A 22,810-nucleotide genomic window follows, 5' to 3' on the forward strand; every position below is an offset into this window, starting at 1 on the left:
GTTTTTAATTCGGTTTTATATCTCTCTATTCACATCCCAGGCCTCTAAATAATCTTTTACAGCTTTTACAAACATGCCGCCTAAAGCACCATTTACAACACGGTGGTCGTAGGAATGCGATAAAAACATCTTGTAACGAATACCTATAAAATCACCTTCTGAAGTTTCTATTACTGCGGGCACTTTTCTAATGGCTCCCAATGCTAAAATACCGACTTGGGGTTGATTGATAATGGGCGTTCCCATGATGCTTCCAAAAGACCCAACATTGGTTACCGTATATGTGCCATCTTGAATATCATCTGGTTTTAATTGATTATTTCTGGCTCTATTGGCTAAATCATTAACCTTGGTAGCCATACCAACTAAGTTAAGCTGGTCTGCATTCTTTATAACAGGGACTATTAAGTTTCCATCTGCTAAAGCTGTTGCCATACCAAGATTGATATTTTTCTTCTTGATAATAGAATCGCCCTGAACTGAAATGTTAAGCAATGGGTAATCACGGAGTGCCTTAGCAACAACTTCCATAAAAATTGGCGTAAAGGTAAGTTTCTCACCCTCTCGCTTTTGGAAATCATCTTTCACTTTATTTCGCCAGTTCCAAACTTTAGTTACGTCGGCCTCGATAAAACTTTGAACATGCGCAGAGGTTTTTAGTGACTCTGTCATGTGAGAAGCTACTAATTTACCCATGCGGGTCATCTCAATAATTTCGTCTTCCCCACTTGATAATACGGGTGCAACAACTTCCTTTTTAGCTGGTGTTTCAACTTTAGTTTCAGCAGGCTTTGCTATAACCTCTTCTTTAATAATTACTGGTTCCTGTTTTTTATGCCCTCTGTTTTCAACGTAATCCAGAATATCATTTTTGGTAACCCTACCATCTTTTCCTGAACCAGCAATTGCATCTAGCTCGTCTTGAGAAATACCTTCTTGCTTGGCAATATTCTTCACCAAAGGAGAGTAAAATCGTTTTCCGCTAGAAATAACTGGAGTTACCGTTTCTTTGGCAATAGCGATGGTTTCCTCAATGTGCTCAGCAGCTTGCTCTTCAATTACTTCTGGAACAGCCTCATTGACTGGTTTTTCTTCGCCTTCGGTTTCAATCACCGCAATAACTTCACCAATTTGCACAACATCGTCTACGTTAAAAAAACGTTCTACAATTACACCATCGACTTCACTTGGTACTTCGCTATCTACTTTATCTGTTGCAATCTCTACTATGGGTTCGTCCATTTCAATAGTTTCCCCCACTTCTTTTAACCAAGAGGTTATGGTTGCTTCTGCCACACTTTCCCCCATTTTTGGTAATTTAACTTCAAACTTTGCCATATCAATAAAGTAACGCTTCTAGTCTAATTTGCGTTTGCAAAATTAACGAAAAAGCACCGATTTATTTAAATTATCCCTAATAAATAAATTAGAATGTAATGATTTGTCCTCTACCTTTCGAATCATTACTTCCTATGATGAAGCTGGAATCTTTTGGTAGAATCTTGAATGTTAATTTTTTACCAACAGACAAATCTTGCATCAATGAAATCATCTTTTTATAGCTTATATGATTCGTATCGAAAATAATTTCATTGTTGGGTTGGATAGTTTCTAAATCGCTATCTAAAACAATTTCTTTACCCAAAACACTTTGTAGTTTAGGATTTATCTCCTTAGAAACCAACCGATACACATTCACTTCTGCTGTTTCAAGTTTGGCATGTTTTCTAAAAACATAGGCCATTCTTATACCTAGCCAGACCAAGGCATCAAAAAGATAATTTCTTTTGAAGTGCTTTCGGTAAAATATTTGCATAGCGCCATAAAACCTACGGGCGTAATTTTTATCTTTAAGTGTGCTTTCCCCTTTGAAATGTATGACACTCGTGCCTCCAAAATAATAATTCTTGTAGCCTTGCTTTAACACCTTATAAGACAAATCGATGTCTTCTCCATACATAAAGTAATCTTCATCAAAGCCTTGAACAACATCGTAAACATCTTTCTTCACGAACATAAAAGCACCAACCAGAACATCTACATCACCCGCTCCATTTTCGGATACATGATTGGCATAATAATACTTGGAATCACCAATCATCTTTTTAAATGCGGCTTTTACAACCGGAATATTGCGCTTGCTTTCTGGTAAAAACGTTCCACTACCATCTATTAACTTACAGCCAATAATGCCCAAATCATCTTTGGTATTATACAGTTTAAGCAGTTCACTAAAAGTATCTTCGGCAACAACAGTATCTGGATTTAAAATACACAGGTATTCTCCCTGCGCCTTACTTACCCCTATATTATTACCTTTAGAAAACCCTAAATTTTGCTTATTCTCTACAAGTTTCACTTCAGGGAAAAATGTTTTTACCATATCGCAACTATCATCTTCAGATGCATTGTCTACTACTATAATTTCTGAAGGAATATCGCTTGTAGCCGCTTTTACACTTCGCAAACACAGTTCTAAGAAATGCCTAACATTATAGTTGAGTATGACTACAGAGAGTTTCAATATTAAAGGCTATAGTTTTAGTGAAGATTCAAAAGGAATTCTATTAACGATACTTCGTCCCAATGTAATTTCATCGGCATATTCCAGTTCGTCTCCCACCGAAATCCCCCTGGCTATGGTTGAAGTAACTACGTCGTAATCCTGAATTTGCTTGTAAATATAAAAATTTGTGGTATCACCCTCCATAGTTGAGCTTAAAGCAAAAATAAGTTCCTTTATTTTCCCTTCCTTAACCTTATTTACCAACGAATCTATATTCAAATCTTGTGGCCCAATACCATCCATTGGTGAAATTTTTCCACCTAGTACATGATAAAGTCCTTTGTAAGAACTTGTATTCTCGATGGCCATGACATCCCTAATATCCTCGACTACACAGACCATCGCTTCGTTCCTGTTGTTAGCAGAACAAATTTCGCAAAGATCGTGGTCACTTATATTATGACAAGATTTACAGAATTTAATCTCGCTTCGCATTGCCTGTAAAGCTTCGGTAAGCGCTGTAGTCTGTTCTTTTGGTTGTCGTAACAAATGTAACACCAAACGCAATGCAGTACGCTTGCCAATTCCTGGAAGTTGAGACATTTCGTTCACCGCACGTTCAAGTATTTTTGAAGAAAACTCCATAATCGCGAAATTACAATATTATATTAATTGGGTGATAGGGATTTAATCATCTTTTTGATTCAAGTTCACAAGTAAACTTTATAATTTGTATTTTGAAAACCAAATATAATTTATGAGCGCTACTCAAATACTACTACTTATTGCCGCCTATTTTGGTGTTTTAATACTTATCTCATATTTTACTGGCAGAGAAGATACCAATGACGCCTTTTTTAAGGCTAACAAATCGGCTCCATGGTATTTAGTCGCTTTTGGGATGATTGGCGCCTCCCTCTCAGGAGTCACCTTTATATCTGTGCCTGGTGCTGTAGAGGCCAAACAATTTGGATACTTACAAGTGGTATTTGGCTATTTCTTTGGTTATCTGGTGATTGCCTATGTATTGCTACCCATATACTACAAACTAAATTTAACCTCGATTTACACCTATTTAAAAGACAGATTTGGAAACACAAGCTATAAAACTGGAGCTATAGCTTTTTTGGTTTCTAGAATAGTTGGTGCTGCTTTTAGGTTATTTTTGGTTGCCAAAGTGTTACAGCTTTTAGTTTTTAATCAATTTGGTGTTCCTTTTGCAATTACCGTAGTCATTACAATTGCACTTATATGGCTATACACCTTTAAAGGCGGCATTAAAACCATCATTTTTACCGATACACTGCAAACACTTTTCATGCTAATTTCTGTAATAGTTACCATTGTGTTTTTGGCTTCTGCCATGGACTTACATAATATTTCGGACGTCTATCAAAATATTAAAGAAAGTGCTATGAGCAAAGTGTTCTTCTTTGAGGATTTCAATGATTCGCAATACTTCATCAAAAGCTTTTTAGCCGGGATGTTCATTACAATTACCATGACTGGGCTAGATCAGGATATGATGCAAAAAAACTTAACCTGTAAAAATCTGAAAGAAGCACAAAAAAACATGATTTCGTTTAGCATTGTTCTTGTATTTGTGAACATCCTTTTTTTAGCTTTGGGTTTATTGCTTTCACAATATGCCTCCCAAAATGGTATAACAGCAAAAAAAGATGATTTGTTCCCAACCATCGCCATGCTTCCGGAAATTGGCATAGTTACCTCTTCATTCTTTTTATTGGGATTAATCGCGGCAGCATACTCTAGTGCAGATTCGGCTTTAACTTCTCTAACAACTTCATTTTGTATTGATATCATAGAACTCGACAACAAGCCCGTTCAAGCTCAAAAAAGCATTAGAAAACGTACCCACATAACCATTAGCATTATCTTAATTATTGTGATTATTCTTTTTGATGCTATTTTTAAGGATGTTTCTATTATTTGGGAATTATTCAAAGCTGCCGGTTACACTTATGGACCATTATTGGGGCTTTTCGCCTTAGGCATCTTTACCAAAATAGAGGTGAAAGACAAATACGTTTGGGTAATTGCTATCGTTGCGCCTATTCTATCTTATTTTCTTAATGCTTATTCTGTAGACTTGTTGAATGGCTATCAAATTGGTTTTGAAATATTGATAGTTAATGGACTCCTTACATTTCTTGGCCTAATATTGATTCGTAGAAAGTAAAACCAAAGTACAGGAAGCCTCAAAATGAATATCATTTTGTTTTAAGAGCTCAAACAATTCTGGATTTTCTGTTCCTGGGTTGTAAATTACCCTTTTAGGTTTTAAGGATATTATATAATCGTAATACTGCTTTTGCCTTTTGGGATTTAGGTACAACGTTATAGTGTGTATATCCTTGTAAAGCTCTAGTTCAGTATCTATCTCTACTCCAGAAACAACACCAGATTTCAATCCAAAGGCAAGGGTGTCAACTCCGTTACTAACTAGCCTTTGTATGGCGTAATTAGAATATCGGTTGGGCTTTAAAGAGGCTCCAAAAACTAATGTTTTTTTATTCATCCTTACTTGTTTTCTTCTATTTATTTAAAATTAGTCTAAATATTAAAAGATTTATCTAAAACTTTTGTTAAATGCAAGTGCTTAATCTGCTTAATACTTTCTCTTTGTGCTTTTAATCAAATCAATCAAAAAAAACGTAAAATGAAAAACTTATTTTTCATCTGCTTTATTCTTCTCTCAAATATTTCCTTATCCTACTCAGAAAACAATAATGACATAGACAATCGTGGTTCTATATCTGGAACGGTATTAGACGCTAAATTAAAGCAACCCTTACCATATGTAAATGTTATTATTAAAAACGAAAACAACGTAACTTTAACTGGGGGTATCACCCTAGATGACGGATCTTTTAAAATTGAAAAAATTGCCGATGGCAATATTGTGGTTAGCATCCAATACATTGGGTATAAAACCTTTTCAAAAAAAGTAAATATTACAAAGGGCAACTATAAGGTGAATTTAGGTAACATCTATCTAGAGGAAGAAGCCGAAAGTTTAGATGCCGTAACTGTTGTTGCCGAAACGTCTACCATCCAACAAAAGGTGGACAGAAAGGTTATTACCATTGGTAAAGACCTTACCACAGCCGGAGCCACAGCAAGCGATATTATGAATAACATACCCTCTGTAAATGTAGACCAACAAACGGGAAATATTAGCTTAAGAGGAAATGAAAATGTTAGGGTAATGGTCGATGGTAAACTAACCAATGTACCAATAGCCCAACTGTTAAGACAAATACCTTCTACTTCTATTAAACAAATAGAGTTGATTACCAATCCTTCTGCCAAGTATAATCCAGAGGGTATGAGTGGTATTATTAATATAAAGTTACACAAGAATACCAAACTTGGGTTTAACGGGAACCTTAACGTTGGGCTGACCAAAGAAATTTTTGCGAAGTTCAATAGTTCTATAGATATGAACTACCGAAACGGTAAATTTAACTTTTATGGCAATTATGGCAACAACATAGGTAACAACGATAATTTTGGAGAAATTAACAGGTTAGACGATAACTCTAGACAAGATTTTAAATTTGGCAACAACAATAAATCGCACCTTTACAAACTTGGTGTAGATTTTTATATGAATGACAATAACACCATTTCATTCTTTACAAACCAAAATATCTTTAATGGCGCTGGCTTTGGTAATACTTTAATTACCTACACTAATTTAGAACAGCAGCAATTATTCAAAAACAAGACCAAGAACAATTCTGGACAATACAATTTAGCTTTCAAACACAAGTTTAAGAACGAAGATGAAACCCTAGATTTAGAATTGGATTATAACGATTTTGAGAGGGATGAAATTGCAAATTTCGACTTTGTTAATTTCAATTTTCCACCAAACTATGTAGATGACGTAGACACAAAAAGAGACAGAACTACCATAAACTTGGATTACGTAAAACCACTTAATGACAAAGAAAAACTAGAATTAGGTGCAGAGGTAAGACTATTTAATTCTGATATTGACTACGAATCTACTGGTCTCTCTTTCGATTCCATAGGAAATACAATCCAAACGCCTAGTACGGTCTTCGACTACAGTCGAAACATATATTCTGTTTATGTTTCTTATGGAAAAACGATAAACGAAAAGTGGAATTATCAAGTTGGAGCCCGTGCAGAACAAGTTTTTGTAGATGCCGAACCTCTTCAGCTATTCAATAACAATACATCGTTGTTTTCTCCTTTTGAAAATAACTATTTTCAAATATATCCCTCGGTATTTTTAAGCTATAGCCCTTCAGAAAAAAAGACGTTTCAGTTTAGTATGAGTAGACGGGTAGACAGACCTGGTCTACAACAAGTCAATCCTATAAGGGAATGGAGTACGCCGCGAGTATCTTCTTTTGGAAATCCAGAACTGGTTCCTCAATTTACAAACTCGGCAGAATTTAACTTTACTAAAAACTTGAAAAATGGTTCTATTACAAGTGGGGTGTTTTTTAGGTTGATTGAAGACAATATAAACCGCTTTGTTAGAATTGACAGAGCAGACATTACTACAGGAAATGTTATACTGTCCTTTGATAATTTTGATAGTACTACCGCCTTTGGTATAGAACTATCTTCTAACTACAGGCCTACTAAATGGTGGAGCCTTAACGGTAGTTTCGATTTGTACTCTCAAACACAAACAGGTATTACTGAGTTTTTAGATTTAGAAACCAACGATTATTCATTGGCCACTATAGATGATATTAAAGCAAATAAAACTGAAGTAAATAACGTGGTATGGAATTTAAGATTGTTTAATAATTTTAAAGCTAGTAAGAAACTAAGTTTCTCGCTTTTTACGATGTATAGAGGAGAAGAAAAAGGTATTCAGTTTACTAGAAAGCCCATGTTTATGGTAAACACAGGTATGCGTTATTCTTTCCTTCCAGACAATAGAGCTACATTCAGCGTTAATTACAGTGATATTTTTAACACTATGATGTTCGAATTTGAGGCCAATAATCCATTTCCGGGCATTGGTGCTTTTAACTGGGAAAGCAATACCTGGAATATTGCGCTTGCCTACAGGTTTGGTGGAGGCAATTACAGAGCATTAAGAAGAAAACAGAGAGATAGCAATACAAAATCTAGCGGTGGCGGATTCTTATAGACTCAATGTACACTAGTCTTAAATATTTTTATTCCATTTGAAATCAAACCAAAAGTAATTCAGCTCAATTAATCACTCTTTGTAGACAAACAATATAAGAGGTAAAACAAGATGAATACTATCTGTAACAATTCTAAATAGAGGTGTTTCACTAAAGTTTTTGTTATATGGAGTAACTAATGCTCTTTATGGGCGTCTATCTAATATCAAATTCAATCAATCAAAAAACATCAAATGAAAAACTTATTTTTTCTGTGTTTTGCGCTCATGTGCTTAACAGCAAAGGCAAACACTACTCCAACAAACACCATTGATAATAGAGGTTCTGTTTTCGGTACAGTACTAGACGCTAAACTAAAACAACCTTTACCTTACGTTAACGTAATCATTAAAAATGATAAGAATGAAACTCTTACAGGAGGTATCACCTTAGACGATGGTTCATTTAAAATAGAAAAAGTTGCAGATGGTAGTGTGATAGTAAGTATTCAGTACATAGGCTACAAAACCTATTCTAAAAATATAACAATTGGTAAAGGGAGTTACAAAATTAATCTAGGTGACATCTACCTAGAAGAAGAAGCCGAAAGTCTGGAAGCCGTAACTATAATTGCCGAAACTTCTACAATTCAACAAAAAGTAGATCGTAAAGTAGTAAACGTTGGAAAAGACCTGGCTAATATGGGAACCGCAACAGATATCATGTCGGCCGTCCCTTCTGTTAGTGTAGATGCCCAAACGGGTGATATTAGCCTGAGAGGAAATCAAAACGTTAGAGTTATGGTCGATGGTAAACTGTCTAATATTCCTGCAGCACAATTGCTAAGACAACTACCCTCTACTTCGATAAAGCAAATAGAATTAATTACAAACCCTTCTGCTAAATATAACCCGGAAGGCATGAGTGGGTTAATTAACATCATACTCCACAAGAATACCAAATTAGGTTTTAATGGTGGACTTAGTACAGGATTGCGTTACCAAAGAGAAGCCAAGTTTAACAGTTCCTTGAATATGAACTACCGTAATGGAAAGGTAAACTTGTACGGTAGTTATGGAAACAATATTAGAAAAGGTGTAAATTTTGGAAGAATCAATCAGATAGAGAACAACACATTTCAGGCTATAGATTTACGTGATAACAATAAATCCCATTTATTTAAGATTGGAGTAGATTTTTATTTAAACGACAAGAATACCATTTCGTTTTTCACCAATCAAAATACCTTTAGCGGTAAGAACGATGCCACCTCAGATTTCACTTTTATTGATACTCCCTTAAATAATCAGAGACAGGTTACATTTTCTGAAAGCGACAATAATTCGGGGCAATACAATTTTAATTACAAACTGGACTTTACTAAAACCGGACAACATATTGAACTGGAAATTGACCACAATGCCTTCGATAATAATGTAGATACAGACAACGGACAGTTTGGAAATAGCGTAAGACCAGACTTTCTGGAATTTACTGAAACTGAAAGAAATCGAACCACTATAAATCTAGATTATGTAGACCCAATTAGTGAAAATGCCAAATTGGAACTAGGTCTGCAAGCTCTATTATTTGACAATGATATTTTTTACGAATCTGATGCCAGAGTTAGAAACGAAAATGGCATTTATATTCCAACAAGCACCGATTTCTTTTATGAGAGAGACATTTACTCCGCGTATGTTAACTACAACAAAAAAGTAGACAAATGGTCTTATCAATTAGGCTTAAGAGCCGAAAATGTAAACGTTGATGCTATAGCTTCAGAAATAGACCTAACTAATAATGAGGAACTGATAATTCCTTTTGAAAACCAATATTTTCAAGTATATCCATCTGTGTTTCTTACCTATTCACCTTCAGAAAAGCACTCATATCAGTTAAGCTACAGCAGACGTATAGATAGACCTGGAGTAGGTCAAGTAAACCCAATTCCTGTATGGAATACTCCTTTAGTTTCAAATTTTGGAAACCAGTCCTTAGAACCTCAGTTTACAAACTCCGTAGAATTCAACTACACTAAAAATCTTAAAATAGGAAATATTACGGGAGGGGTATTCTACAGGTTAATTGAAGATGAAATAAACAGAGCTGTTAAAGTAGATCGATCAGACTTACAATCCAATAGGTTTATATTAACCTTCGATAATTTTAGCAACACCACAGCCTATGGTGTTGAATTGTCCAGCAATTTGAGGCCTACTAAATGGTGGAGCTTAAATGGTAGTTTCGATTTGTATTCCCAAACTCAAAAAGGAATTGCTGAAAGTATAGACCCTACATTAACTAACCCAACAGAAAACGACATCGTGGAAGAATCTGTCGAAGTCGTAAATACAATTTGGAATTTTAGAGTATTCAACAACTTTAGCGTAAGCAAAAAACTAACTTTTACAGCATTTGGAATGTATAGAGGTAAAAACACTGGACTTAATTTTGAAGTTGACCCCATGTATTTTGTAAATCTTGGTATGCGCTATTCATTCCTTGATAACAAAGCTACCTTAGGCTTAAGTTTTAATGATGTCTTAAACACACAACGAATAGCTATTTTAAGTGAAAGACCGTTTTTACAAAATGCTAATTTCTCTCCAGAATTTAGAACATTCTCTCTAAATTTCAATTACAGATTTGGTAATAGTAAATACAGAGCAAAATCTAGAAAGCGCAGAGATAACAACGAAAAGCAGGTTCAAGGTGGCTTATAAAACTACATTTGTGGCCTAATTAATTTTTGATGGTTAGTGTTAAATTAGGTTACAGATTAAAAACCCCAGAGTTTATCAATTCTGGGGTTTTATTTTTTATTTAATATTTAAGACAATAAAAATAAAAGAACTTACGTTACCATAACATACAATCTAGCCATAACGAAACATAATTATTTAGAGTTAGTCGTCTTACACATTAAATTCGTATCAGATTTGTATATTTTCACAAGAAACTCGATACCAGAAGTATCGAGTTTCTTTGTTTTTACTGTTAAAATTAGTTAAATCTTCTGGGGACGTGCAATAAACAAGGCTTTTATCCGTCTAATAATTGAGATTCTTCACAATTAGTGTTAGTTGGAGTTGATTAATAGCTGGGGAACCCTGGAACTTTTTAAGTTCCAGGGTTTATTTATGTTACCAATTTATTACGACACTTCCCCAAGTAAACCCACTACCAAAAGCTGCAAGAATAACGTTATCATTCTCTTTTATTTTTCCTTCTTCCCAAGCTTCTGTAAGCGCAATAATTACCGAAGCGGCTGTTGTGTTACCATACTTTTGAATATTATTATAAACTTGGTCGTCTTTTAAACCAAACTTCTTTTGAATAAACTGGGATATCCTTAGGTTGGCTTGATGAGGTATCAACATATCTACATCTTCTTTGTTAAGCCCATTAGCTTTGAGCCCCTCTACAATAGCCTCACTAAATCTTACCACAGCATGTTTAAAAACAAACTGACCGTTCATGTAGGGGTAATACGAAGTATCATTGGGGTCATTAGCCTCTAATATTTCAGGAACCCAATGTTTAATACTTGGCCCAAGAACAGTTAATTCCTCTGCATATTTACCTTCAGAATGTAAATGAGACGACAATATACCTTTTGTATTATCCTCTGTTCTACTTAAAACAGCAGCTCCTGCGCCATCACCAAAGATTACGGTTACTCCTCTACCTCTTGTAGACTTTTCTAATCCTCCAGAATGATATTCAGAACCAATTACTAAAACATTTTTATACATCCCTGTTTTAATAAATTGATCGGCCACAGCAACAGCATAGACAAAACCAGTACATTGATTTCTTATATCTAAAGCACCAATGGTGGGCATCTCCAACATATCCTGAATTTGCACCCCACAACCCGGGAAATAGTAATCTGGACTTAATGTTGCAAAAACGATAAAATCGATATCATCCTTAGTTAGACCAGCACGCTCAATAGCGATTTTAGAGGCCTTTGCACCCATTACCGCTGCAGTATCTTCACTACCCGGTTTTATCCATCGTCTTTCTTCAATGCCTGTCCGTTCTCGAATCCATTCGTCATTAGTATCCATCATTTTGGAAAGATCATCGTTCGTAACAACATGTTCTGGCAAATATTTTCCAAGGCCAATTATTCTAGAATTGTACATAAGCATTTCGTTTAGTATTACAAATTACAATAACTACAAACAAATTCCAAGTACTAAATTCTAAGTCCCAAATAATGTATTACCTCTATTTAGATTTGGAAATTGGAATTTGAACATTGCTTTTTTGACAAAAAAGCAGTCAGTTTGTCACCTTTTTGCTCTTGGTATTTTTTTTGACTATTCAACTTTCAAGAAATTAAACTTATAATTAATTAGATTCCCGCCTTAGTGGGAATGAAAATAAATTTATTTATCATGACAAAAGGAAGTATTAATGTTTCGGTAGAGAATATCTTTCCGTTAATTAAGAAATTCTTATACAGCGACCACGAAATCTTTTTACGTGAGTTAATTAGTAATGCCACTGATGCCACTCTAAAATTGAAACACCTTTCTAACATTGGTGAAGCTAAAGTAGAATATGGCAACCCGCAGATTGAAATTAGAATAGATAAAGATGCCAAAAAGCTTCATATCATAGACCAAGGTTTAGGTATGACTGCAGAGGAAGTAGAAAAGTACATCAATCAAGTTGCATTTTCTGGAGCTGAAGAGTTTTTGGACAAGTACAAAGATTCAGCAAAAGATTCTGGAATTATTGGCCACTTTGGTTTAGGATTCTATTCTGCATTTATGGTAGCCGATAAGGTTGAAATTATCACCAAATCGTTTAAAGACGAACCTGCGGCACACTGGAGTTGTGATGGTTCTCCAGAGTTTACTCTAGAAGCACATGACAAAACTGAAAGAGGGACTGAAATTATTCTTCACATCTCTGAAGGCGAAGAGGAATTTTTAGAAGATGGAAGAATTAGAGAGCTTTTAACCAAGTACAACAAGTTTATGCCAGTGCCAATTAAATTTGGAACCAAGGAAATTAACGACCCTGAGCATGAACCAGCAACCATTACCGATAAAGATGGCAAAGAGACTAAAGAGCCCCACAGACAGATTACGGTTGATGACATTATAAACAATCCTAATCCGGCTTGGACTAAACAGCCAACCGATTTAAAAGATGAAGATTACAGCAGTTTCTACCGTGAATTGTATCCAATGCAATTCGAGGAGCCGTTATTTAATATCCACTTAAATGTTGATTATCCATTCAACTTAACAGGGATTTTATACTTCCCTAAAATGACGAACGACTTAAATGTTCAAAAGGATAGAATTCAATTGTACCAAAACCAAGTTTTCGTTACTGATAATGTTGAAGGTATTGTTCCAGAATTCTTGACCATGTTACGTGGTGTTATTGACTCACCAGACATTCCATTAAACGTTTCGCGTTCTTATTTGCAGGCCGATGGTGCTGTTAAAAAGATCTCATCTTATATTACTAGAAAGGTAGCCGATAAATTAAAGTCGTTATTCAACAATAACCGAGAAGATTTTGAAGCCAAGTGGAACGACATAAAGGTTGTGATTGAATACGGAATGCTTTCAGAAGAAAAATTCTTTGAAAAAGCAGACGCATTTGCTCTATATCCTACTGTTGACGGCACTTACTACACTTACGAAGAGTTATACAACAAGATAAAGGCAAACCAAACCGATAAGGATGACAAATTGGTAATTCTTTACGCAGCCGATAAAGATGAGCAACATAGTTACATTGAATCTGCCAAAGCTAAAGGTTACGAAGTATTGTTATTAGATTCACCTATTGTTTCTCACTTAATCCAAAAATTAGAAAGCACCAAAGAAAATGTTTCTTTTGCTCGTGTTGATGGTGACCATATTGATAATTTAATCAAGAAAGATGACACCACCATTTCTAAATTAGATGAAGACCAAAAGAAATCTCTAGATGAATTATTGAAAGAAGTTATTCCTTCAGAAAAATTTATGGTACAACTAGAAGCTATGGATAGTGAAGCATCGCCTTTCATCATAACGCAGCCAGAATTTATGCGTAGAATGAAAGAAATACAAGCTACAGGCGGCGGTGGTATGTTTGGTATGGGTAATATGCCAGAAATGTACAACTTAGTTGTTAACACCAATCATGAATTGGTAAGCGAAATACTTAATACAAAGACAAAAAAGAAACAAGAACGCTTAATCAACCAAAGTTTAGATTTAGCACGTTTATCTCAAGGTCTATTAAAAGGCGAAGAGCTTACCAACTTTATTAAGCGTAGCTACGATATGATTAAATAGATTATTGTTCTACCGAACAACATCTCATTATATTCTAAAACCATCTTGTTTATTCAAGGTGGTTTTTTTGCATAGTGACTTGGTGTAAATTATATTTGAAACTTAAAAAAACTATTATGAGATATTTTATTCCGATATTAACTTTAGTGCTCCTGTTTTCCTGTAAATCTGAAAGTGATGATTTATTTAAAGATTACAGAGCAGAAAACGAGCAAGAAATTCAAGATTATATTGCTCAAAATAATTTAAATGCAACGCGTAGCAATTCAGGACTATACTATGTAATAGACGAACCAGGAACGGGTGATCAACCTTCTTTTTCTAGTAATGTAACCGTGGCCTACAAAGGCTACTTAACTAATGGTAGCGTTTTTGACCAAAGTGATAGTTCGGGTATCTCGTTCGATTTACAACGTGTCATTCCGGGATGGACCGAAGGTATCACCTATTTTAAAGAAGGAGGAAGTGGTCTTTTATTAATTCCCTCGCATTTAGCTTATGGTAACCAAGGTATAGGTAACATACCTGGTGGTGCTGTTTTGATATTTGAGATTGATCTAATATCTGTAAATCAATAAAATAATCTAAAATACGCTCTATTCTAGTTCTTTATATTTGATTTTACAGCAACTTAGCGTTTAAATATACTTTTCTGAAGTTTTTTATGTATCTTATACATAACTAATTGGTTTAAAGTGTCTTCAGGAAATTCCATAAGTAAAGAGATTTTCAGAAATCTTTCTTTTTCAAAGGAAGAACTGGAAATAATCAATGCTGTTTTTTTTAAAGAAACATTCTGTAAAGGCACGCAATTACTTAAGTCTGGAGACTATGTAGACAAACAGTATTATATCATCGAAGGATGTTTAAGATCTTATTACACCAACTCCCAGGGCAGGGATTATACAGTTCAGTTTGCGGTAAAAGATTGGTGGATGAGTGATTACACCGCTTTCTTCTCACCTTCAAAAGCCATAATGAATATTGAAGTTATCCAAAAAGCTACCGTCTATGGCATTACTCATAAACACAAGGAATACCTTTATCATAAAGTTCCACAAATAGAATCTTTTTTTAGAAAAAAACTGGAAAGAGCTTTTGCGGCTTTTCAAAAAAGGATATTGTCTGAATTATCGTTAACCGCCTCCGAGCGCTATATTAATTTTATAAAGGCTTACCCCAATATTGAAAAGACAGTCAAAAATTATCATATTGCCTCTTACTTGGGTATTACAACAGAAAGTCTAAGCAGAATAAGGAAAGAACTTTCTAACAATTACATTTATTAACATAAGTCAAGTTTTTTAAAAATAATCCAACATACCTTTGCAGTTCAACATGGTGTTCAATTATAAAGAATAATGTGTTGGTTAATAGCTACCAAAGCGTATGGCCTAACCATACGCTTTTTTATTTAAGCAATATCTTTCTCTTAAAAACAAGTATTTCAGGCTTTAATGACAAAAATCATATATTAATACACTATCTATTTAGTCCTTTGCATAAGAATCTTAAAATTTAAATCTTATGCTCGAGAATAGAAGAATATACTTGCCCCCTTTAAGTTTAATTGGACCAGGAGCCTTAAAAGACCTGGGTGAAGAGTTAAAAACATTACCATACAAAAAGGCACTATTTGTTACAGATGAAATGCTGATAAAAATTGGAGTGGCCGAGAAAGTTATCGATGTACTCAATACTTCTAATATTCAGTCTGTTGTATTTAGTGATGTACAACCCAATCCAACAGTAAAGAATGTAAATGATGGCCTGGCACTTTTACAAGAAAACGAATGTGATTTTATAATAACACTTGGAGGAGGCTCGCCTCAAGATTGTGGAAAGGCTATTGGTATTCTTGCCAATAATGGAGGTAATATTGAAGACTACGAAGGTATTCACAAATCTCAAAAACTTTCTCTACCAATTATAGCCATTAATACTACCGCAGGTACCGCCAGCGAGGTAACCATCAACTATGTAATTACAGATGAAAAACGCCATATTAAGATGGTAATGGTTGATAAGAATTGCTTGGTATCTATTGCAGTAAACGATCCCGAGTTAATGCTTGGAAAACCTGCTGCACTAACTGCCGCAACTGGGATGGATGCCTTAACTCATGCTATAGAAACCTATATAACCAAGGGTGCTTTTGGCTGGTCTGATGCTCTTGCTCTGGAGGCTATTAAATTAATATCCGAAAGTTTAGAAAATGCCGTTAAAAATGGACAAGATTTAGAGGCGAGAAGTAAAATGGCTTGGGGACAATTCATAGCTGGACAGGCATTCTCTAATGCTGGCTTAGGGTATGTACACTCTATGGCTCACCAATTGGGTGGTATGTACGACTTACCACATGGTGTTGCCAATGCCATTCTCTTACCACATGTAGAACAGTTTAACCTTCCTGCTTGCGAGAAAAAAATGAAAAAAGTAGCAGAAGCTATGGGTGTAGACGTTTCTAACATGAACGACAAAGAAGGGGCTGATGCTGCTATCGAAGCCATTAAAACTTTATCTAAAGCGGTTGGTATACCTTCTGGATTAAAAGAACTAGGTGTTAAACCAGAAGATTTCGAGGAAATGGCTAAAAATGCACTTGCCGATGTTTGTACTGGAGGAAACCCAAGGGAAGTAAACCTAGAAGATACTATTGCCATATATAAAGCAGCGATGTAGAATTTACTCTAAAATGTTATATAATTAAATTTTAAAACCATAAGGGCTTAAAAATCCTTATGGTTTTTTTGTGATTGGTTTTTTAAGTTACTAACAAAACTAAATTTTAAATAAAAAACACCCCTGACATAATTCGACATTCACCCGTTTAATTTTGCATATAAGTTTAATCAATAAATCAAATTTAAAAATGAAAAATGCAATTAACTGGTTTGAAATCCCTGTGTCTAATTACGAACGTGCAAAAGAATTTTACAGCACTGTTATGGATTCTGAAATCATGGACCACCACATGCCTGAGCAAAATGTAAAATATGGGATGTTTGCTCACGATAACGAAAATAATGGTATTGGTGGTGGACTCATAGAAGGAGAAGGACAAACTCCAACAAGCGACGGACCAACTATTTACTTAAACGGTGGGGAAAACCTAGCTGTTCCATTAGGTAAAGTTGAAGCAGCTGGTGGTAAAATTATTATGCCTAAAACCGATATTGGTGAAAACGGATTTATGGCACAATTCATTGATACCGAAGGCAACCGCATAGCACTGCATTCGTTCAATTAACTGTAGAAACCGATTCAAAATTCATCGATGAAGACGTAAACAAAATTTACATCAATCAAAAAAAAGAGGATAGCGAATTGATTAACGGTTCGCTATCTTTCTTCGGTACAAACTACATTTTGTTTTCAATAACTAACAAAATCTAATTTCACCTCAGTAACCACTTCGATAGCATCTACAATTTTTTAATTTGATTTTTTTGTTAATTTTCGAATAAAAAAATTTTTAATCCTTTTGTATCTATGTCTCAGCTATCAAGACTCATATCTATTCTTACCATACTCCGTTCCAAGCGGCTCTTAACCGCGCCTGAATTAGCAGATAAGTACCATGTTAGCGTACGAACTATTTACAGAGACATTAGGAAATTAGAAGAAGCCGGCATACCGGTTACAACCATAGAAGGCAGAGGGTATTCTTTAATGGAAGGTTATCAAGTAGCTCCTGTTCAATTTACCGAGAAAGAAGCCAATGCCCTAATAACGGCACAACATCTTGTTAGCCAAAGTAAAGATGCTTCTTTTGCCAAAGATTTTCAGGAAGCACTTACTAAGATAAAGTCGGTGTTTAGAACGTCTATCTTAGAGAAAAGTGAATTATTAGATAGTAAAATCCATGTTTTCGATTGGGATTATGAAGATATTTCCAGTAATGCACTTTCCGAAATTCAATTGGCTATTACCAATTTAAATTTTGTTGAAATAAACTATCAGAAAGCAGATGACCCCAATATTACATTCAGAAAAATAGAACCTTATGCCTTTTATTCTACAAATCACAAATGGATACTTATTGCCTGGTGTCACTTCAGGAATGACTATCGCGCTTTTAGAATAGATAGAATAAAACATTTTAAAATATTACAAGAGCAATTTAAAGACCGTAAGTTTACACTCCAAGACTATTTTAAATATGATTCTTATGAGCATTAATAGATTCGTTTTATTTATTTTTAAAACATGATAATAACCTCAACCAATATAGCAAAACCTACTACCTTTCTTTGGAATGGAAAAGAAGTAACCACAGGCATATACAAAGAACCCATCAACACTCCTATATTCTTAGGTAAATCTGATGTTAAGAATGATGAAGTTACCGATAGAAAAAACCATGGTGGTGAATTTAAGGCCTGCTACCTTTTCTCTGAAGACCACTATGACTACTGGAAAAACCTTTATCCTAAATTAGATTGGAACTGGGGCATGTTTGGAGAAAACTTAACGGTTAAAGGGTTAAATGAAGACACCATAAAAATTGGAGATATTTACAAAATTGGAGAAACCCTAGTACAAATTACACAACCTCGTGAACCATGCTTTAAATTTGTTTATAAATTCGGCTCTCAAGACGTTTTAAAACAATTTATTGACCATGGCTATCCAGGCACTTATATTAGGGTTTTAGAGGAGGGGTACGTAAAAACTGGTGATACATTTAGATTGATAAAACAAGCTGAAAACAGCATAACCACAGCACAATTTTTCAGATTGTTATTTGCTAAAAACAAGGATAAAATCCTTATTGCCTCTATCGTAGATAATGATGCTTTACCTAAAAGAAAGAGAGATAGCCTAAGAAATTATCTCGTTTCTTCTTAAAAAGAAATTTCCTTTTTGTACTAATTCAAAGAAATTTCTGTTATATATTCACGCTTTATTAAATAATTTCGTGATTTCCTAGCGCGTTTTACCTTAATTAATCTATGGATTTAACAAACCCGTTAGTATACGGTATCCCTTGCTTTCTTGGGCTTATTTTAGTTGAGCTCACCTATAGTAAAACCCATAACAATAAACAGCTCTATAATTGGAAAGACCTCGGCTCTAGCCTGTTCATGGGAATTGGCTCAGTAGTTCTAGCCCCTTTAATTAAAACAATATCTGCTATAATTATATTCAATTATTTATATGATTTGTTTAATCCAATGGTTAATGGAGTTAGAACAAATATAATGGGGTGGGAATCTTTTGGGTATTCTTGGCCTGTTTGGATAGCCTGTCAGTTTTTAGACGATTTCACATATTATTGGTTTCATCGCCAGAACCACATGGTACGTTTTCTGTGGGCTGCTCATATTGTCCACCATTCTTCTGAGAACTTCAATTTGGGAACAGCTGTTCGTAATGGCTGGTTCACAATTTTGTACAAACCTCTATTTTATATGTGGTTACCTGCAATAGGTTTCCCACCAGAAATGGTTATTGTTTGTTTGGGTATAGAAGCGCTTTGGCAATTTCAACTACACTCTGTGTATATTCCTAAAATGGGAGTTGTAGAAAAAGTATTCAACACCCATACCATGCACCAAGTTCATCATGCTAAGAACTTAGAATACATGGACAAAAACCATGGCGGGTTCTTAAATATTTTTGATAAGCTATTTGGCACCTGGAAAGCGTTAGACGAAGATATTGATATAGAATATGGTGTAACCAAACCGCCAAACTCCTACAACCCATTAGTTATTCTTACTCACGAGTACAAAGACATTTGGAACGATATGAAAAAGAGTCCTAATTTATATCACAAATTCATGTATGCTTTTGGACCTCCCGGTTGGAGCCATGATGGTAGTACACTTACCATAAAACAGATGCGACAAAAGATTTCGAATAATAATAAATAAGTTTTTAGTTATGACCGAAGCAGAAAAAATTGCTAAACTCTTAGATATGCAACCACATCCCGAAGGGGGATTCTTCAAGGAAACTTATAGAAGTGAAGGCTCTATTGACGAAGCAGATTTAAACAATCATATTACAGGGAGACGAAACTACTGCACTGGGATTTATTTTTTGCTAACCTCAGGTTCTTTTTCGGCATTCCATAGGATTAACCAGGATGAAATGTGGCACTTTTATAAAGGCTCTTCCTTAAACTTGCACGTCATTTCAGAAGATGGAACATATTCCAAAATTATTATCGGCAACGATTTAGAAAAAGGAGAAGTACCGCAATTCACAGTAAAAGCAAGAGATTGGTTTGCTTCAGAAGTTATAGATAATGGTGATTACGCGTTAGTAGGTTGCACAGTATCGCCAGGATTTGACTTCAGGGATTTTGAACTTCCGAAAAGGGAGACTTTAATTTCTAAATTCCCTGAGCATCAAGAAATAATTACTAAACTTACCAGAGTTTAAACTCCCCCTAGTCTTTTATTGAAATGGTTTTTTAAAAAAGTTATCTGTACGCTAAACATAATTCCGAAGAGAATAACAGCATAAACAATAGTTTTTGATACTGACAAGTTCATAAAAGTGTCAAACAAATTATTATCGGATAACATACTGAAATTAACCCTATCAAATATTGAAGTTGCTTCCATAGAATTAGAATTATAAGCAAATGTTAACACCATTGCTATAACAAATCCAAATATTACAAACCAACCTTTTTTAGTAATCAACGGTTTGTAAACAATAGACGTTGACGACTTCAAATCTGAAATTTGAGTCATTACTGAAGCTGTAAAATCCAATTTCGGACTTTCCAAAGGCGCATTTTCAAATACCTCTTTTCCTAATTCATCTAAATATTGATCTGTTTTCTTATTCATAGCGCTCAATTATTTCAGGTTCTATGTTATTCTTTAAAATCTTTGCCAGTTTTTTTCGACTTCTAAAAAGTTTAACCTTAACATTATTAGGCGTTAAGTTCATGGCTACTGCAATTTCCTCTAAAGATTGCTCATCATAATAATATAAAGTTAGTAAAAAACTATCATCAGCTGGTAAAAGCGCAATACAACGCTTAATGGCCTCTGCTTTTTCTTCGTTTTCTAAGTTAGTTAAAGCATTATGTACCGTTTTTACTTGACTTTCAGTGTATTCATTTATAGCAACATTATTCAGAAATTTTTTATTCTTCTTTATCCTATCTAGGCTGGTATTGTAGGCAATTTTATAAACCCAAGTGGAAAATTTAGAATCGCCTTTAAATCTATTCAAGGATTTATACATTTTTATAAACGTATCCTGAGCTACTTCTTCAGCCTCTTCTCTATTTTTCAGCATTCTTACAGTTAAAGTATAAACCATATCCTTGTATCGGTCTACCAAAATTGCAAAAGCCTGGGTATCCCCATTTAAAGTAAGATTGATGTAATGTTGATCGTTAGTGGTCATTTTCAGGTAAGACGACCATAACTCTGTTTAGGTTACAGATTCGAAAAAAAAATAAAAATGTGTAACCTGATTAAAAGAACTGTCGTCATAAGGATAAACACATTAAAAATAATCAATTTAAAAACACACAGTTATGCATTCAGAATTAATCATTATACCCGTTGTATTTGGTGCCATCTTCGGAGTCTTTTACTTATATTTTTCTACAAGAAACAAAGAGCGCTTAGCTTTAATTGAAAAAGGAGCAGACGCTAGCATATTTTTAAAAGGCCGAACACACACTGCTCCAATTTGGAAGGTTTTAATTTTAAATCTAGCCTTATTGCTTATGGGTATAGGTGTTGGTATTTTCTTAGCTTCAATACTGGAACACTATACTACTTTGGGTGAAGTTGTATATCCGGCTTGTACGTTTATTACGGCTGGTTTAGGTTTGTTCTTGGGATTCAATATGACGAAAAACTTAGATAAGGAATAGATAAAACCGTTAATCAAAAAAAAAAAACCTGCTTTTCTTAAAAAGATTAGCGGGTTTTATTTTACGGGAAAATCGAAATAAGTTTTAGGATATGGCTCATCTTTTAGTGTGAAATGCCACCATTCCTTTGGGTAATTTTTAAAACCGTACTTAAGCATAATAGCTTGTAAAAACTTCCTATTGCTTCTCTGCTCTTGAGTAATTTTATCATATTTCACCCATGATTGCATACCAAAAAAATCAAAAACACTCCCCATATCTAGGGGTTCACAAGTAATAGTGTCTATAATAGTCAAGTCAACCGTACTTCCTTTACTATGTCCTGACCTGGCGGCTATATATTCTTCCTTAAAAAGATTCCGCTTCTTCACATCGGGATAATAAATAGATTTGTTAAGGGTATCATTTAAATCTTTTGCCCAACGGATAAAATGATTAACAGCTGTTTGGGGTCTATAGCCGTCAAAAACTTTGAGACTTAACCCTTTTTTATTTAATTCCTCTTGAACCAATTTAAGTGCCTCGGCCGTTTCCTTTGTGAGTAGGAGTTTATTAGCTTCATAACCGTCTACTCTTCTACCTAAGAAATTTTCATTTGAATAATATCTTAATTCTACTTCTATATTGGGGATAACTTCTTTAACATACACAAAACCTTGCTGTAACTGGGAAAACGCAGTATTTAAGAATAAGAATATTATGAATTTCACAAGGGTTTTCATTCCATGCTAATTTAGATAAAAAAGTTAGGAAAGTTATAAAAACAAAAAAACCGAGTTCCCTCAAACTCGGTCTTTTCTTAATTTGCTTTTTTATTACGAAGTAGATTTAGGGTCTCTATATCGACAACATAATGCAAATATTAATTAATTAATCCATTGAACTAAAAAGTGTGTTATTTAGTACACTTCAAAGATAGAATTATATTTCAATTACAAACGATTAAAAACCATATTAATCGATGTAATGCATTTTATTTTAACAT

The 22,810-nt window shown here is 34.5% G+C and carries 21 protein-coding genes; 13 read left to right on the forward strand and 8 right to left on the reverse strand.

The features are described 5' to 3' along the window. Positions 1-15: 15 nt before the first annotated feature. The 3 genes from M0214_RS00520 to recR all read right to left on the reverse strand — a co-directional run bounded on the left by M0214_RS00520 (position 16) and on the right by recR (position 3,151). Entirely contained in the window at positions 16-1,338 is a 1,323-nt protein-coding gene (locus tag M0214_RS00520) for a dihydrolipoamide acetyltransferase family protein (RefSeq protein ID WP_248723527.1), read from the reverse strand. Positions 1,339-1,426: 88 nt separating this feature from the next. Continuing rightward, the gene (locus tag M0214_RS00525) at positions 1,427-2,524 is read right to left on the reverse strand and encodes a glycosyltransferase family 2 protein (RefSeq protein WP_248723528.1); all 1,098 of its coding nucleotides are present in this window, start codon (positions 2,522-2,524) and stop codon (positions 1,427-1,429) included. Positions 2,525-2,533: 9 nt separating this feature from the next. Next, positions 2,534-3,151, reverse strand: a complete 618-nt coding sequence (gene recR, locus M0214_RS00530; RefSeq protein ID WP_248723529.1) for a recombination mediator RecR — start codon at positions 3,149-3,151, stop codon at positions 2,534-2,536. A 112-nt stretch (positions 3,152-3,263) separates the two neighbouring features. Here recR and M0214_RS00535 point away from each other — a divergent pair, with 112 nt between their 5' ends. Then, positions 3,264-4,706 (forward strand): sodium:solute symporter, encoded by a 1,443-nt coding sequence (locus M0214_RS00535; RefSeq protein WP_248723530.1) that lies wholly within the window; start codon positions 3,264-3,266, stop codon positions 4,704-4,706. Here the strand turns inward: M0214_RS00535 and M0214_RS00540 are convergent. Continuing rightward, positions 4,683-5,045, reverse strand: a complete 363-nt coding sequence (locus M0214_RS00540; RefSeq protein WP_248723531.1) for a CoA-binding protein — start codon at positions 5,043-5,045, stop codon at positions 4,683-4,685. The two genes, M0214_RS00535 and M0214_RS00540, sit on opposite strands and share 24 nt — an antisense overlap. Positions 5,046-5,186: 141 nt before the next feature. Here M0214_RS00540 and M0214_RS00545 point away from each other — a divergent pair, with 141 nt between their 5' ends. Continuing rightward, positions 5,187-7,670 carry an outer membrane beta-barrel family protein gene (locus M0214_RS00545; protein WP_248723532.1) on the forward strand — a complete coding sequence of 828 codons (2,484 nt, stop codon included), beginning with the start codon at positions 5,187-5,189 and terminating at the stop codon, positions 7,668-7,670. Positions 7,671-7,904: 234 nt separating this feature from the next. After that, on the forward strand, positions 7,905-10,376 hold the full coding sequence (locus tag M0214_RS00550) for a TonB-dependent receptor domain-containing protein (protein ID WP_248723533.1): 2,472 nt from the start codon (positions 7,905-7,907) through the stop codon (positions 10,374-10,376). A gap of 420 nt (positions 10,377-10,796) precedes the next feature. Here the strand turns inward: M0214_RS00550 and M0214_RS00555 are convergent, their stop codons facing one another. Continuing rightward, on the reverse strand, positions 10,797-11,804 hold the full coding sequence (locus M0214_RS00555; RefSeq protein WP_248723534.1) for a 3-oxoacyl-ACP synthase III family protein: 1,008 nt from the start codon (positions 11,802-11,804) through the stop codon (positions 10,797-10,799). Positions 11,805-12,059: 255 nt separating this feature from the next. Between M0214_RS00555 and htpG the strand changes: the two genes are divergently transcribed. The 9 genes from htpG to M0214_RS00600 all read left to right on the forward strand — a co-directional run bounded on the left by htpG (position 12,060) and on the right by M0214_RS00600 (position 20,363). Further along, positions 12,060-13,970, forward strand: coding sequence for a molecular chaperone HtpG (gene htpG, locus M0214_RS00560; RefSeq protein WP_248723535.1), 1,911 nt, complete (start codon positions 12,060-12,062; stop codon positions 13,968-13,970). A 116-nt stretch (positions 13,971-14,086) separates the two neighbouring features. After that, positions 14,087-14,548 carry an FKBP-type peptidyl-prolyl cis-trans isomerase gene (locus M0214_RS00565; RefSeq protein ID WP_248723536.1) on the forward strand — a complete coding sequence of 154 codons (462 nt, stop codon included), beginning with the start codon at positions 14,087-14,089 and terminating at the stop codon, positions 14,546-14,548. Positions 14,549-14,665: 117 nt separating this feature from the next. Continuing rightward, complete coding sequence (locus M0214_RS00570) at positions 14,666-15,259, forward strand: Crp/Fnr family transcriptional regulator (protein WP_248723537.1); 594 nt, start codon at positions 14,666-14,668, stop codon at positions 15,257-15,259. Between the two features lie 238 nt (positions 15,260-15,497). Continuing rightward, complete coding sequence (locus M0214_RS00575) at positions 15,498-16,652, forward strand: iron-containing alcohol dehydrogenase (protein ID WP_248723538.1); 1,155 nt, start codon at positions 15,498-15,500, stop codon at positions 16,650-16,652. Between the two features lie 190 nt (positions 16,653-16,842). Beyond that, positions 16,843-17,220 carry a VOC family protein gene (locus M0214_RS00580; RefSeq protein WP_248723539.1) on the forward strand — a complete coding sequence of 126 codons (378 nt, stop codon included), beginning with the start codon at positions 16,843-16,845 and terminating at the stop codon, positions 17,218-17,220. A gap of 242 nt (positions 17,221-17,462) precedes the next feature. After that, positions 17,463-18,152: a YafY family protein gene (locus tag M0214_RS00585; protein ID WP_248723540.1), complete on the forward strand. Its 690-nt coding sequence runs from the start codon at positions 17,463-17,465 to the stop codon at positions 18,150-18,152. A gap of 27 nt (positions 18,153-18,179) precedes the next feature. Next, positions 18,180-18,821, forward strand: a complete 642-nt coding sequence (locus M0214_RS00590; protein ID WP_248723541.1) for an MOSC domain-containing protein — start codon at positions 18,180-18,182, stop codon at positions 18,819-18,821. 104 nt (positions 18,822-18,925) lie between these two features. Beyond that, the gene (locus M0214_RS00595; RefSeq protein WP_248723542.1) at positions 18,926-19,849 is read left to right on the forward strand and encodes a sterol desaturase family protein; all 924 of its coding nucleotides are present in this window, start codon (positions 18,926-18,928) and stop codon (positions 19,847-19,849) included. Positions 19,850-19,859: 10 nt separating this feature from the next. Then, positions 19,860-20,363 carry a cupin domain-containing protein gene (locus M0214_RS00600; protein WP_248723543.1) on the forward strand — a complete coding sequence of 168 codons (504 nt, stop codon included), beginning with the start codon at positions 19,860-19,862 and terminating at the stop codon, positions 20,361-20,363. Here the strand turns inward: M0214_RS00600 and M0214_RS00605 are convergent. Next, positions 20,360-20,779, reverse strand: a complete 420-nt coding sequence (locus M0214_RS00605) for a hypothetical protein (RefSeq protein ID WP_248723544.1) — start codon at positions 20,777-20,779, stop codon at positions 20,360-20,362. The genes M0214_RS00600 and M0214_RS00605 overlap by 4 nt on opposite strands. Next, a complete protein-coding gene (locus tag M0214_RS00610; RefSeq protein WP_248723545.1) occupies positions 20,772-21,347 on the reverse strand; it encodes an RNA polymerase sigma factor in 576 nt (191 codons plus the stop codon). The genes M0214_RS00605 and M0214_RS00610 overlap by 8 nt, the downstream gene beginning before the upstream one ends. Positions 21,348-21,480: 133 nt before the next feature. Between M0214_RS00610 and M0214_RS00615 the strand changes: the two genes are divergently transcribed. Further along, positions 21,481-21,825, forward strand: coding sequence for a DUF6249 domain-containing protein (locus M0214_RS00615; RefSeq protein WP_248723546.1), 345 nt, complete (start codon positions 21,481-21,483; stop codon positions 21,823-21,825). 56 nt (positions 21,826-21,881) lie between these two features. Here the strand turns inward: M0214_RS00615 and M0214_RS00620 are convergent, their stop codons facing one another. Further along, positions 21,882-22,547 carry a M15 family metallopeptidase gene (locus M0214_RS00620; RefSeq protein WP_248723547.1) on the reverse strand — a complete coding sequence of 222 codons (666 nt, stop codon included), beginning with the start codon at positions 22,545-22,547 and terminating at the stop codon, positions 21,882-21,884. Positions 22,548-22,810 lie beyond the last annotated feature (263 nt).

This window comes from Seonamhaeicola sp. ML3 (assembly GCF_023273855.1).
In the GTDB taxonomy this organism is placed as follows: domain Bacteria; phylum Bacteroidota; class Bacteroidia; order Flavobacteriales; family Flavobacteriaceae; genus Seonamhaeicola.